The organism is Paenibacillus sp. KS-LC4 (genome assembly GCF_036894955.1).
Lineage (GTDB): Bacteria > Bacillota > Bacilli > Paenibacillales > Paenibacillaceae > Pristimantibacillus.
Map to the genome: position 1 here is coordinate 4,740,380 of NZ_CP145905.1, position 13,502 is coordinate 4,753,881.

14 protein-coding genes are annotated in these 13,502 nt (G+C 49.7%); 7 read left to right on the forward strand and 7 right to left on the reverse strand.

Annotated elements, in window-relative coordinates; translation table 11 throughout:
• The first annotated feature begins 98 nt into the window (after positions 1 to 98).
• Complete coding sequence (locus tag V5J77_RS20020; protein ID WP_338552597.1) at positions 99 to 1,709, forward strand: sensor domain-containing diguanylate cyclase; 1,611 nt, start codon at positions 99 to 101, stop codon at positions 1,707 to 1,709.
• Between the two features lie 84 nt (positions 1,710 to 1,793).
• Here V5J77_RS20020 and V5J77_RS20025 read toward each other — a convergent pair whose 3' ends face one another.
• Both V5J77_RS20025 and V5J77_RS20030 read right to left on the reverse strand, forming a co-directional pair.
• Positions 1,794 to 2,576, reverse strand: coding sequence for an SDR family oxidoreductase (locus V5J77_RS20025; RefSeq protein ID WP_338552598.1), 783 nt, complete (start codon positions 2,574 to 2,576; stop codon positions 1,794 to 1,796).
• Positions 2,577 to 2,715: 139 nt separating this feature from the next.
• Complete coding sequence (locus tag V5J77_RS20030) at positions 2,716 to 3,135, reverse strand: AraC family transcriptional regulator (RefSeq protein WP_338552599.1); 420 nt, start codon at positions 3,133 to 3,135, stop codon at positions 2,716 to 2,718.
• Positions 3,136 to 3,351: 216 nt separating this feature from the next.
• Between V5J77_RS20030 and V5J77_RS20035 the strand changes: the two genes are divergently transcribed.
• The 4 genes from V5J77_RS20035 to V5J77_RS20050 are packed head-to-tail and all read left to right on the forward strand — an operon-like array spanning position 3,352 to position 7,517.
• Positions 3,352 to 4,893, forward strand: a complete 1,542-nt coding sequence (locus V5J77_RS20035; RefSeq protein ID WP_338552600.1) for a spore germination protein — start codon at positions 3,352 to 3,354, stop codon at positions 4,891 to 4,893.
• A gap of 54 nt (positions 4,894 to 4,947) precedes the next feature.
• A complete protein-coding gene (locus V5J77_RS20040; protein WP_338552601.1) occupies positions 4,948 to 6,054 on the forward strand; it encodes an endospore germination permease in 1,107 nt (368 codons plus the stop codon).
• A complete protein-coding gene (locus tag V5J77_RS20045) occupies positions 6,051 to 7,271 on the forward strand; it encodes a Ger(x)C family spore germination protein (RefSeq protein ID WP_338552602.1) in 1,221 nt (406 codons plus the stop codon). Before V5J77_RS20040 ends, V5J77_RS20045 begins: the two co-directional genes overlap by 4 nt.
• A 30-nt stretch (positions 7,272 to 7,301) precedes the next feature.
• Positions 7,302 to 7,517: a hypothetical protein gene (locus V5J77_RS20050; protein WP_338552603.1), complete on the forward strand. Its 216-nt coding sequence runs from the start codon at positions 7,302 to 7,304 to the stop codon at positions 7,515 to 7,517.
• A 37-nt stretch (positions 7,518 to 7,554) separates the two neighbouring features.
• On the opposite strand, the gene V5J77_RS20055 is transcribed toward V5J77_RS20050, so the two are convergent.
• The 3 genes from V5J77_RS20055 to V5J77_RS20065 all read right to left on the reverse strand — a co-directional run bounded on the left by V5J77_RS20055 (position 7,555) and on the right by V5J77_RS20065 (position 9,311).
• Positions 7,555 to 8,163 (reverse strand): DUF1349 domain-containing protein, encoded by a 609-nt coding sequence (locus tag V5J77_RS20055; RefSeq protein WP_338552604.1) that lies wholly within the window; start codon positions 8,161 to 8,163, stop codon positions 7,555 to 7,557.
• A 16-nt stretch (positions 8,164 to 8,179) separates the two neighbouring features.
• Positions 8,180 to 8,644, reverse strand: coding sequence for a GNAT family N-acetyltransferase (locus tag V5J77_RS20060; protein ID WP_338552605.1), 465 nt, complete (start codon positions 8,642 to 8,644; stop codon positions 8,180 to 8,182).
• A gap of 97 nt (positions 8,645 to 8,741) precedes the next feature.
• Complete coding sequence (locus tag V5J77_RS20065; protein WP_338552606.1) at positions 8,742 to 9,311, reverse strand: GNAT family N-acetyltransferase; 570 nt, start codon at positions 9,309 to 9,311, stop codon at positions 8,742 to 8,744.
• Between the two features lie 85 nt (positions 9,312 to 9,396).
• Between V5J77_RS20065 and V5J77_RS20070 the strand changes: the two genes are divergently transcribed.
• Both V5J77_RS20070 and V5J77_RS20075 read left to right on the forward strand, forming a co-directional pair.
• Complete coding sequence (locus V5J77_RS20070; RefSeq protein ID WP_338552607.1) at positions 9,397 to 11,460, forward strand: ATP-dependent helicase; 2,064 nt, start codon at positions 9,397 to 9,399, stop codon at positions 11,458 to 11,460.
• 30 nt (positions 11,461 to 11,490) lie between these two features.
• On the forward strand, positions 11,491 to 12,498 hold the full coding sequence (locus V5J77_RS20075) for an HD domain-containing phosphohydrolase (protein ID WP_338552608.1): 1,008 nt from the start codon (positions 11,491 to 11,493) through the stop codon (positions 12,496 to 12,498).
• Between the two features lie 66 nt (positions 12,499 to 12,564).
• Here the strand turns inward: V5J77_RS20075 and V5J77_RS20080 are convergent, their stop codons facing one another.
• Both V5J77_RS20080 and V5J77_RS20085 read right to left on the reverse strand, forming a co-directional pair.
• Complete coding sequence (locus tag V5J77_RS20080) at positions 12,565 to 13,068, reverse strand: ferritin (protein ID WP_338552609.1); 504 nt, start codon at positions 13,066 to 13,068, stop codon at positions 12,565 to 12,567.
• An 81-nt stretch (positions 13,069 to 13,149) separates the two neighbouring features.
• A complete protein-coding gene (locus V5J77_RS20085; RefSeq protein ID WP_338552610.1) occupies positions 13,150 to 13,446 on the reverse strand; it encodes a DUF1450 domain-containing protein in 297 nt (98 codons plus the stop codon).
• Positions 13,447 to 13,502 lie beyond the last annotated feature (56 nt).

A 13,502-nucleotide genomic window follows, 5' to 3' on the forward strand; every position in this document is an offset into this window, starting at 1 on the left:
TCTCTTCCTTTCAGAATCTAAATAAATCAGGCTCCCCCATTCATTATACACCGTTTTCCGTTGACACACTTCACGCGAAACGAAAGGAAGTCATTGCGATGAAAGCTCCACATCCAGCGTATAAGCAGGGAAAAATCAGCTTGGCAACCGTACTTAGCGGACTCGTTTCTTTGTGCGTCCTCGTTACGATTATCCTCGTGATGTTTTCAGCCTTCCAATCGAGCAAGCAATTAATGGAACGAACGGCCCTCTCCACCAACTTCTCCAAAGCGAGCAAAATGAGCGATACGCTGGACGCCCTGACTAAGACTATACGATTAAGCCTGAGATACAGTGTGCACCGAGAGCAGGCGGGCATGTGGGACGGGCCTGATCAAATCCAACGGATGAATGAGGATTTAAACCTAATGAAGCAGAGCAGTAATTTTTTTAATTCTATCGTAGTTGTAGATAAATATGGGATCATTAGAGGAGCTACTAAGGAAATAAATTACTTGATAAACGAGCCGATTACGTCGGAATCCTTGAAACAAGCACTAGCATCGCGGCGTTCCAGCATATCAGACCCTTTTTTCGATGAACGAACGGGCAATTTATTTATTATGGTAAGCGAGCCGCTGTATGATAAAAAACAGCAATACAAGGGATTTATTGGCGGCAGCATTTATTTGAAGAAAAATAATGTTATGAGTACGATTTTCGAGAAAAATACGAATGATTTTTTGGAATCTTATTTTTATATTGTGGATCAACAGGGCAATCTGTTGTTTCATCCTGACCCTATGCTCGTGGGCAAAAACATCCGCGAAAACATAATTGTGAAAAAACTGATGGCTAGGCAAAGCGGCAGCGAAACCATCACCACTATGAACAACAGCGAGCTGCTCGTCGGCTATGCCAGCGTCAAGGAAAATGGCTGGGGTATCGTAGTAGCAACTCCTGTGCAAAGCATAAAGGACCAGCTCTTTTATCATTTCAAAAATGTTGCCGTCACCGTCGCCATACCGCTGCTGCTGCTTGTATTCGCTGTCGTTATATTGGCGCGAAGCATTGCCAATCCATTTCTAAGGCTTTCGCAGTTTGTCAGTCAGCTTGGGGCCCCCGAAGAGCTCAGCTCCTGGCGCAAAAACCACTGGATCAGGGAAACCGATCTGCTGATCAAATCAACGATTCATGCAGGATCACTTATTCAGGCCCAGCATCATCAATTAACGAAGGATGCGGAAACGGACCCTCTGACAGGACTCATGAACAGGCGCACCTTAATTAAATTTTTGACGTTATGGATAGAAGAGAAGCTGCCCTTCTCCATTATCATTATAGATATTGACCGTTTCAAGCAAGTCAACGATAAGTATGGCCATCAAGCAGGCGATGCTGTGCTTAAGCAGCTGGCGCATACCGTCATTCATGCCCTTCGGCCAGAAGATATTGGCTACCGCTATGGTGGGGAGGAGCTTGTTATTTTACTTCAGCAAACGGAGCTGGAGGAAGCTTACCTAGTTGCCGAGCAGCTGCGAATGGCGGTGGCGGAGGGAGTAGATCCGGTTGTAGGACGCGTAACGATCTCACAGGGAGTCGCGCAATATCCAATGCATGGCACCAGCCCTGAGGAGCTGCTCCATAAAGCGGATCAAGCGCTGTATAAAGCCAAAAATGCGGGCCGCAACCAGACAATTGCTGCGGCAGCGGATGTTTTAAGCAGCTAGCTGCGAAGAACGATGTCGCAGCTAGCTGCTCTACTTGTATGAGGCGAGATGATTGCTGCGGCCGGGTTTATTTTTTAAATGGAGCTACAGCACCGCTGCCTTGCCGCCGTCAATATTGACTGAAGTTCCCGTAACGAAGGAGGCCGCCTCCGAGACGAGAAAAGCGATGACATTCGCCGCTTCCTCCGGGTTGCCGATACGTCCAAGCGGTATATCATGCCTCGGGCTTGCCGCAAACTCTTCCCACGATAGCTCAGAAGCGCTTTGTTTCCACATGCGCTCTATTTGATCACTGCGAATAAGACCGATGCAGACCGCATTCACACGAATGCCATCGCCAGCCAAATCCTTGCTCATCGCTTTCGTCAGCGCAAGGCCAGCTGCGCGGCTTACCGAAGTGGGCAGCGAGGAGCCTGCCGGCGTCTTGCCGCCGATAGCCGTTACATTTACGATGGCGCCGCCCCCCGCCTCACGGAGATGGGGAAGCGCCGCACGCGTGAAATGAATAGCCGCATACAGCTTGAGGTCAAGATCGGCTGCCCACGCATCAGGCTCTACCTTATCGAAGGGCAGCGCTGCTGAGGTCCCCGCATTGTTTACAACAATGTCCATCCCGCCAAGCTGCTGGACCACCTCGGCAACGGCACGCTGAACCTCGGCCTCGACCGATACATCGGCGGAGATGACGAGCGGCTTTTTGCCTGTCGCCTGCTCAATCCGTTCCGCTGCTTCTTGCAGCGGCCCCTCCTGTCTGGCAACGATCGCCACCTCCGCTCCCTCAGCCGCCAGCCGGAGCGCGGTGGCAAGTCCAATTCCTTTGCTTCCTCCCGTTACAATGGCACGTTTCCCTTGCAAACCCAAATCCATTTTAATTCCTCCTGTCTACTAATTAATTAAACTTGTCTCTCATTATCGCTATCCATTCAGTCTAAACCTGCTGCCTCTTAATATCCAGTATAAAAAAACATGCCGGAGCTATTAAGCTCCGACATGCTTCATCCTTTATTTACAATCCCGCACTATACCCAGGCACCGCATAAGCGGAAGGGGCTACACCGACCTCCTGCTTGAAGCGGCGGCTGAAATAATACGGGTCCTCGTAGCCAACCTGACGAGCGATGCTGCGCACCGTCGCATTCGTCTCCTTCAATAGTCCCTTAGCTCGGTCAATGCGAATCGCAATCAAATAATCAATGGGGCTGATGCCCATATGCTTCTTGAAGGCGCGGGAATAATGCTCCGGCGTAATGCCAACCATGCTGGCCAGCATATCCCTTGTAATCGGTTTTTGATAATGACGTTTCATATATTCAACCGTCTGTCCAAGCTTGCTTCTTCCTCCTGCAACAGATTCGGTGCTATTCCTAAAGTGTGCTTCCTCTTCCTGAAAACCCATCCGTATCGCGTTTCTCATATGCTTTATCATTTCCCACCTTCCCGGCCTATTGGCTCAGCTGAATGCTCGTTCATTCATATATAATGATTATCATTATCAATTATAATTCAAACACGTTTTTTTTTCAACACCCGGACATAATCATTCGCCGCTTCTGAAAATATCTACTTCCTTACATAGGAAAGCAGCACGCTGGTAAAGCTAAAGACAAGAAGTTGTTCTATCATCTGGAAGCGAGGGACTGCCATGCCTGGATTCAAACGCAGTAATTGGAGGCACAAAACAGCAAAGGCAGATTGGCAGCAGCCAGACGAGCACTCGTCTAAAAAGCAGCAGCCTCTTTCCCATCAATTAGATGAAAATATGGCAGAGCTGCGCCGTGTGTATGCCGACTGCGATGACCTATCCTTCCATTCCTTGCGAATCGGCGAGCTCGCGGACGCCATGCTCGTGTTTCATATCAGCATGTGCGATCACGAGCAGCTGAATCTCTTCGTTTTGCGCCCGCTTGCGAGCCATGCAGGCAGCTTGACTGCTGCAACTCCCGCACAGCTGCTGAGCCTGCTGCCCGTCGCCGCCGCCAATACGATACGCACGCTGGAAGACGCTATCGATGTCATCAGCAGCGGCATGCCGCTGCTTTTTATCGAAGGAAGCGAGGAAGCATTATCATTTGGATTGCAGAAAATCGAGCATCGCAGTATTGAGGAGCCTTCGGCGGAATCTACCGTTCGCGGCCCCCGCGAATCGTTTAATGAAGTGCTGTCCATTAATATGTCGCTGCTGCGCCGCAAAATGAAAAGTCCGAAGATGAAGCTGCTCACGATGACCATTGGTGAATATACGCGAACCAATATCGGTATTCTCTATTTGGAGGGAGCAGCAAATCCCGCTACCGTCGATGAGGCGCTGAAGCGGCTTGCCACTATTGACAGCGATGGTATTTTGGAAAGCGAATATATTGAGGAATGGATTTCCGATTCGCCTTATTCGCCATTTCCGCAAATGCTCGCTACCGAGAGGCCAGACGTTGTATGCGCAAATTTGCTTGAAGGGCGATTCGCCATCTTGATTGATGGGACACCCTTTGCCCTCATCGCGCCCGTCACCTTGTTTTCCAATCTGCAGTCTGTCGAGGACTATTATCAGCACTTTATTATGAGTACTTTTGTACGCTGGCTGCGCTATGTATTTTTCCTGCTGTCACTGCTTCTTCCATCAGTCTATGTCGCGATTACGACCTATCATCAGGAAATGATTCCAACGGTGCTGCTGCTTAGCATCGCCAAGGCGCGGGAGGAGATTCCTTTTCCAGCACTCGTCGAGGCGCTAATTATGGAAATTGCCTTTGAAGCGCTGCGTGAGGCCGGGGTGCGGCTGCCGAGGCAGGTTGGTGCGGCCGTCAGCATCGTGGGGGCACTGATCATCGGCCAAGCCGCTACTTCGGCAGGCATCGTCTCCGCACCTATGGTCATTGTTGTCGCGACAACGGGCATCGCCTCGTTTATGATTCCGCGATATGCAGCAGGCATTGCCTCTCGTCTGCTGCGGTTTCCCATTATGCTGATGGCGGGCACGCTCGGGCTGATCGGCATGATGCTGGGGCTGATTTTAATCGTCATCCATTTATCGAGTCTGCGTTCCTTCGGCGTTCCCTATCTGTCACCCGTTACGCCAGCATCAATTGGGGCCATTCGCGATGTCATCTGGCGTGCTCCCGCATGGATGAACGATGCCCGCAAACAAGGACATCCTAGACGCAGCAGTCGAAGCGGGAACAAAAGCTAGCCTTCTCATTTCAAGGCCTGACAAAAATATTAACGGAGGGGGGCTGAAGCTCCAATGATTGAAACTGGAAAAATATCATCGTCTCAAATGGCTATTTTGCTTTATCCGTCGATCCTTGCTACATCGTTTTTGTCTGTACCCAGCATTACGATGACTCATGCCCATCAGGATATGTGGCTCTCTCCGCTTTGGGCGGGCTTGTTTGGCATGCTGACTGTATGGGTCGCAGTCAAGCTCAATCGGCTGAAGCCAGACAGCACCCTGATACGAACGAGCTTCAGCCTGCTTGGAGCAGTTCCAGGTTTTCTGGTTGGCTTGTATTATATTTTTTATTTGGCCCATTTAACCGGCATCATTATTCGCCAATATGGCGAGTTTATTATAAGCAATGCACTGCCAATGACGCCGCAGTTCGTAGTAACCGGATCAATGGTGCTCGTATGCGCCATTAATGTGCGGATCGGCATCGAGGTCATCGGGAGAACCTCTCAAATTTTCACAGCTATATTTATATTTCTCTCGGCCTTTATATTTGTATTGCTGATTGGGGAGCTTCATCCATCGGAGCTGCTCCCGATTGCTGAAAATGGACTAGCTCCCTCCATTAAAGGTGCGCTGGCGCCAGCCGCCTGGTTCAGCGAATATATTTTGATCGCGTTTCTGCTTCCCTTTGTGAACGATAGGGAGAAGGCGATGCGCAAAAGCATGCTATCCGTGCTGTTTGTCACCCTTACGATGGTTGTCACCAATCTCGTATGCTTGTTTCTAATGGGGGATTTAACGACCAGCTTTATTTATCCGGTCATGGTTGCTGCCCGTTATATTACAATTGCCGACTTTATGCAGCATTTGGAATCGCTCGTTATCGCCTTATGGATTTCAGGCATTTTTGTGAAAATATCGGTATTTCTGTATGTCTATTCGCTTACTGTCGCAGATTGGCTTAAATTGAAGCACTATCGTTCCATCGTTATGCCACTAGCCTTTCTATGTACGGTTTTTGCCTACTGGTCAGCCAGAAGCCAGGGCGATATCGCCAATCTGATCAGCGTATCCGGAAACACGTATACCATTATAAGCTTGTTCGTGCTGCCTACGCTGCTTCTGCTGCTCATGCTCCTTAAAAATAAGCTGACCCGCAAAAAGAAGGGCTCCCCATGATAAGCAGAGGGCTGCACAAGCTGCGGCGGAAAATCGCGCTCCTGCTTCTGGCGGCATGCAGCGCGATGCTCTTGCAAGGCTGCTGGGACCGCATGGAAATTAATGATTTGGCAATGGTATTGGCAACAGGCATAGATCGAACCAAAAGCGGCAAAGTCCATCTATCCATTCAAATTTTCATTCCGCGCCAAAGCGGCAGCAGCGCAACCGGAGGGACCGGCGGCAGTGAAGGCTCTCCGAGCGGCGTTACGATGGTACGGACTGCCGAAGGAAACAATATTGCAGATGCCATGACTCGGCTGCAGCGCAAAATATCCCGCCACGTGTTCTGGGGACATTGCGAGACTATTGTTATAGGGGAAAAGACGGCAAGGCTCGGCATTCGCGAGTATATCGACTTTCTGCTGCGCTTCTCCCAATTCAGAGAGCACGCCTATGTTTATATTAGCGAGACTAAAGCGCAGGATATACTCGCCCTGCTGCCTCCACTGGAGAGAAGCTCGGCCGAGGCGCTGCGTGAAATGGGCAATATGAAGCTGGGTACAAAGGTGACGGTGCTTGATTTGGCCCAATCGCTGGAGGGTCTAGGCAAATCAGCTATTGTTTCCAGGCTGAAAATTCCTCGGCCCGAATCAGGACAAAGCAAGCTAGCTACCATGCCTTATATATTTGGGCTGGCCATGATTCGCAATGACCGGGAAATTCACGTCGTGACCGAGCCGATGAGCCTTGGCGTGCTAACGCTGCTTAATGAGTTGGAAAATATTGTGTTGACGGTTAATCCAGACGTAGCCAACAAACAAGCGGCTGTCACCATCAAACCGCAATTCATCCGCACCGAGTTTATACCCGGCTTTGCTGACGGAAACTGGACGATGCAGCTCAACATTAAAACAAAGGGGGATGTCATCTTGAATACAACCGATCTGTCGCTTCTGCCGCCGTCAAACGTTGAAAAAATTCAGGCTTTGTTTCAAGAACAGTTCAAGCAGCGAGCGGAGGCTGCGTTGCAATTGGCCCAGCAGAAGCTGAAAACGGATTTTTTTGGCTATGCGATTGCGTACCGCAAACATTTCCCGCACAAATGGAAGGCAAAAAAAGCGCAGTGGGAAAGCGATTTTCCAAAAATAAAGACGACAATTCATGTAGAGGCTCGCATTTTGCGTACAGGAAAATCCACTGATCCGCAAGGGATACCGGGTCAATCCAATGAATAAATGCAGCATAAAGATGCAGGAGGGCTTGCGATGAAGGCACTATTTATTACAGGTATTGTGCTCGTCTCCACCATCATTGTATATGGTGAAGCTCGCGGGGGGAGGAGCAGCCGCCGGGAAATCAATACGGCTGTCATCATTACCGCCATAACGGCCGCTCTGGCGATTTTGCTCGTTTTCTTTCCCGACATGCCTGGCCCAACGGAGCTCATTGCCTTCCTGTTCAGCACCATTGGCATGAAGTAGCAGCTCTCTGCTGCTCCTATTGCGGCTGAAACCGGCCTTAATTAACGCTACGGATGTCGCCAATGACGTTTTTGCTGATTTTTAAATAATCAAACGTTGCGACGCTGCCTTCGCCAATCGGTGATTGGGCGACGACGCCCACTTTAATCGCTGCGGGAGCATCCATCCCAAAATAACGAACCATTTTCCATTTGACGCCATCATGCGAATAATGGAATGCAAAGCAATTGCCTGCCCGGGCAATACGCAAAAAAGGACGAACGATATGGGCATCGCTGGAAACACAATCATCGGAGGCCCCGCGCGTTACAACGCTGAGTATGGACGGCATATCGTCAAAAAACTCCGAGCAAAGCTTTGCCCAATGATCATCATCCACCATTATCATCAGGCAGCCAGAATCGTACGTCTGCTTCATATCGACCGCAACGCGAGTGACGGCATAAAAATCGCCGTCAACTATTGTATAAAGAAAAGGAGCAGACTTTTTCGTATTTCCTCCTGCCGGATCAATAAAAAAATCGCCCATCGGCGGTGCTTGCACAACTAGTTGTTTATGCTCATTCACTTCCCAGCTCTTCGGCTCATTTTTCCATAAAAGCTGCTTGCCAAGGTTTTGCTTGCTGCATCCTTCAAATACATTCATCGTGTTCTCCCCTTCTTTATGCGCCAAAACGCTTCTCATAGCACATGCTCAGCTCATAATCGACATATTCGCCAAATTTCCCGATAAATACATAGCCATGCTTCTCATAAAACTTCAACGACTCCGGCTGCTCAGGCCCCGTCTCCAGACGAATGCCCGCAAAGCCGAGCAGCTGCGCCTGATTCTCCAGAAAGGAAAGCATAGCAGCAGCAATGCCAAGCTTTCGGCTTTCTTTGCGTACGAAAAAGCGCTTCAGCTCCGTATATTGGGCATCGAGCGGCCGAATGGCACCGCAGCCTACAGGCTTGTCCCCGGAAAAGGCGACAATAAATGTAGTGTCTTTAATGCCAGGATCGGTGAAATCAAGCCCATGCACCTCTTCCGCCGGATAGCGCTCCAGTAATTCCTCGTCTAGTAATTGAATGAGTTGGTGCAACGTTTCATCGAGTGGCTCTACGATACGAATGCTTATGTCTTTCATCTGATATGCCTCCAAAGCTGCTTCTAGCATGTTAGTAAATGAATGGAATATTTTCCATATGGCTATCGTACCTGTTTGCTCTCCACTTCGCAATCTATTATTGCGACAGCTGCTTTACCATCCGAATATAGCGATGGCCTGCCAACTCAAGCTCTCCATCCTCGGCGTAGCCCAGCCGAATATAGAGCGCCGTCGCCTTCTCGTTATCATCCAGCGCAATGAGCGATACGCATGGCCAGCCCGCTTCTCTTGCCTTATGCTCAAGCGCGCTGATCAAAGCCCGCGCTATTCCCTTTCCCTGATACGCGGGATATACCGCAATGGAATCCAAATAATATTCGCCGGGCCTTGCCTCGGTCATGATCTGATAGTCGTCTGTATAGCTTGGCTCCTGATGACGTATCCGAGCAAGCAACGGGGCATCCAGCTTTGCTGCTTCATCCCCGCCGTAGCCGAGCGCCATGCCGGCGATGGCATCCCCTTCCCAAGCGACAAGCACATGCTCGTAGCTGAGCCTATTGCCTTTTTCCACATAAAAATCGGCCAGTATATTCATAGCCTCCTGCTCGTCTTGAGCGGCCGTTAGCGTATAGGCGATATCACCGATTGCGGCATGGATAAGCGGCATGACTTGCTGCACATCTTCTTTTTTCGCTGGAACGATCATTTCGCTCATCTCCCACTGTTATTCTACACTTAGTTTATCCTAATCCATTCAGCCATGCTATAATCAAGCATAGGTGATTATACATATGGAGCAAACACGTACAAAATATTACGCCAGACCTTACGGTATAACGACAAACATAATGCCGCGGGCAAATCAGGCAGCAGCTGATACGAGCAAGCAGCTTGTCAGAAGCGGGGAAGCCGATGCCGCTTTTTTCCGCTCGCTGGAGCAGCACGGCATTGAGCTGAACGAGGCTCAAATAGCTGCTGTCCGCCATACCGAGGGGCCGCTGCTCACACTCGCTGGAGCCGGCTCCGGCAAAACCTCCGTTCTCGTATGCCGAACGGCTTATTTGCTGTCTGTCCGCAGCGTAATGGCTTCCCAGCTGCTGCTTATGACGTTTTCCAAAAAAGCAGCGGAGGAAATGAAGTCGCGCATCGCCACGCTGCCTGGCATATCTGCTCATGCTGCCGCTGCGGTAGAGGCAAGAACCTTCCATTCCTTCTGCTTGCAGCTGCTGCGCAGGCGGGGCATGAAGCAGGCGATTTTAGGCGACAGCGGAAGGAAGCAGATTTTTTTCAAGCGACTGCTGCGCGAACGAAATTTGCATGAGACGTACCAGCCGGAGACGCTTATTGCATTATTTTCTGCCTACAAGCTGGAAATGCTGGAGCTCCATGAGCTGCCAGCCAAAACAGAAGAGGATAAGCAATTGAAAATTCTGTTTGAATGCTATGAGCAGTGGAAGTTGGAGCAGCAGCTGATCGACTATGACGATATGCTGCTGGCCGCTTACCGGCTGCTGACGACCGATCAGAGCTTGCTCGAGATGCTCCAGCGCCGCTTCCGCTACGTGATGATTGATGAGTTTCAGGATACGAATAAGGTGCAATATGAGCTAATTAAGCTGCTTGTTAAGCAGCATGGCAATTTGATGGTCGTTGGCGACGATGACCAGACCATTTATTCGTTTAACGGGGCGCGCAACGATTATATTTTGAATTTTGAACAGCAATATCCCACCAGCAAAAATGTTGTGCTCGACATTAACTATCGCTCCGGGTCTGCCATTGTCGGGCTGGGCAATGTGATTATTAGCAGCAACAAGCAGCGCCGGCCCAAGTCGCTCAAGGTGGCGAAGGCGCAAAGTCACTCCCCATCATTTGCAAGGCCCGGCAATACCGACGATGAGGCCCAGCTAATTGTCAATAAAATTACGGAGATGCAGAGTCTGGGGAAGCGCTGCTATGAGGATTTTGCCATTTTGTTTCGTACGGCGAGCAGCAGCCGCGCCATCTTCGACCAACTGGTCATACGGCAAATTCCGTTTATTGATTACGGCGGAGGCGAGTCCTTTTATGAGCAATGGGTCGTAAAGCCGATCATTGCCCATTTGCGGCTGGCAATTGATCGCCGACATTTTGATGCGATGCAAAGTATACTGGCGACGCTTTATGTCAAGCCGGAGCAGGCGATGGCCTTCATCTGGAACGAGGAGAAGCAGCAGGCCAAAAAATGGCCTTTAATCCACCTCGTCCGCTTTCCTGGCATTAAGGAGTTTCATCAAGAAAAAATCAAAGAGCGGCTGCGGCTCATTCGCTCCTTGTCAGCGCTCAAGCCCGAGCAGGCCATTCGCCTGCTGCGTGAAGGCTTTTATGACCATTACATTCAGGCCGATAAAAGCCAGACGCTCACGGAGCATAAGGACGCATTGAAGGAAACGCTGGACGAGCTGGAGACGGCCGCCAAACGTTTTGCAACAATCGCTGAGTTTTTGGCCTTCGTGGACGAAATTGCGCTGAAGCTACAGGAAATGAGGCAGCTCAAGCTGGCTAGCCGGGGCGCTGATGCCGTTCATTTTATGACGATCCACAAATCAAAGGGGCTGGAGTTTCCCGTTGTGTTCGTCAGCGGGGCATCCGACGGCATTTTGCCGCACAGCTCCGCGCTGTCCGCTAGCAAAAATAGTGACCGCAGCGCTATTCAGACGGGGGATGACGTTGCTGTGGCTGCACTGGAGGAAGAACGTCGGCTCGCGTATGTCGCCGTTACGCGTGCCAAGGAAGAGCTGTACATCAGCTCGCCTGGTTATTATCGCGGCAAGCCGGCAGCCGTTTCTTCTTTTTTACTGAACGCTTTTAAATAAATATACGCCTATAAGTGGGGTGGCTACTGGATGAACGATCAGCTTAGAACCTTTTTACAGTTAGGTGATGCTGTTATTATTACCGATAATCAGCATCAAATATTAGAGATCAATAAGAGCTATGAAGCTATTACTGGCTACAGCCGCAATGAAATTTTAGGTAAAACCGCCGGTATTGTTCGCACTAGCCATACCCCCACGCATATTCATGATAGCATGAAGGAAGCGCTGCGGAAGAAGCAGCCGTGGTCGGGCGTGTTCATTAACCGTCGCAAAAATCGACAGCTGTGGCATTCCTCTATAACCATTACCCCATTGCTTATAGAGGAGGACTGGTATTATATCGGTGTTTTCCGTGAATTGGAGCAGCTGCCTAGCGGTTTTTATATGCCACAGGAGCGTATTGGGCATATTCAGAGCTCACTGCTCAAGGTGCTTGCTATTTCCTGTGAAATTCGTGATCCGGGCATTGAATCGCATCTCGTGCGGGTGAGGGGTCTGACGGAGGAGCTCGTGTGTTATCATAATGAGCGAATGCAGCTGGGATGGAACGAGGAGCGGCTAAGCCACATTGCCTCGGCCAGCATTTTGCACGATATCGGAAAGTCGGGCATTCCTGAGGGGATTTTGTACAAGCCTGGTCCATTAGCCGATTATGAACGCACCATTATTGAAATGCATACGTTTATAGGTGTTGATATTATAGAGAAAATTTTCAGCGAATTTAATGATGAGTTGTTTACGAGCGAGCTGACGGCGAGCAAGCATATTATTTTGCACCATCATGAACGTTGGGATGGCACCGGCTACCCGCACAAGCTTGCCGGGGAAGCAATTCCCATTGAAGCGCGCATTGTAAGCATCGTTGATGTTTTTGACGCCCTTACCAGCAAGCGCCCCTATAAGGAAAAATGGCCGGAGGAGCAGGCGCTCGCCTACATTCAAGAGCAGCGCGGCAGCCAGTTTGACCCTGATCTGGTTGATTCCTTCATCCAGCTTAATCAGCAAAAAGGCTTATCGCAGTTCTCAGGCGAATAAGCTTCTGCCTTATTTTCAGACAAAAAGAGGGAGTGGCGCTATAGCCAATCCCTCTTTCTTGTTTGCTTATTCTACAGGAGGCGTGAATGTGCGCTGTGCAAATTCAGCATCCAGCATGTAAAATGCGTTGCTGTCTTTATCAATGCGCTTCAGCTTCGAAATAATGCCGTCGAACAAGGACTCCTCTTCTACCTGCTCATCAATGAACCATTTGAGGAAGTAGATAGTCGCATGCTCACGCTCGCTGAGCGCAAGGTCAGCAAGGTTGTAGAACTTGCGAGTGTTTTGCTGCTCATGCGCATAAGCGCGCTCAAATGCATCCAGCATGGATGTATATTCGTTCTTAGGCTCATGAAGAGCCGACAAAGTAGCACGACGATTGCGGTCGTTCAGGAATTTGTATATTTTCATGCCATGGAAACGCTCTTCCTCAGCCTGGATAATAAAGAAATTCGCAAACCCGTCCAAACTTTCGCCGGAACAGTAAGCTGCCATTGCAAGATACACATGCGCCGAATAAAATTCAAAGTTCATTTGTTCGTTTAATGCTTCAGCTAATTGATCATTCATCACTTATGCACCTCTTCTTTTTCGGAGTTGCCTCTATCTTAACACAAAAAAGGAGGACGGCAAAAGCCGCCACCCCTATATTTATCCAATTAAATTTTTAAGTTCCTTGTAAAGCTTCTCGGCTGACGGAGCGCTGACCACCTTAGATTTCACCACAGCAAAGCATTCATGCCTGCATGTTTTGCAATTTCCGAGACAATCGGATTTCTTCATCTTGATGTCGGGGAACTTATCCTTCATCGCCTTGTATACCGGCTTGGTCCCGTTTTTGAAATTTTTGGTGCAATATTTGATCTTCATTGGTGTCACCCCGCTGCCGCAACGGCTGTCGATTAAGGTTGTTTTGTATGGACACACGCAATCGTCGGCTCCATGCAAAAGGCCCCCTATCAAATGATAGTAATTATCATTCCCGTTGTCAATAGCCGCGGGCA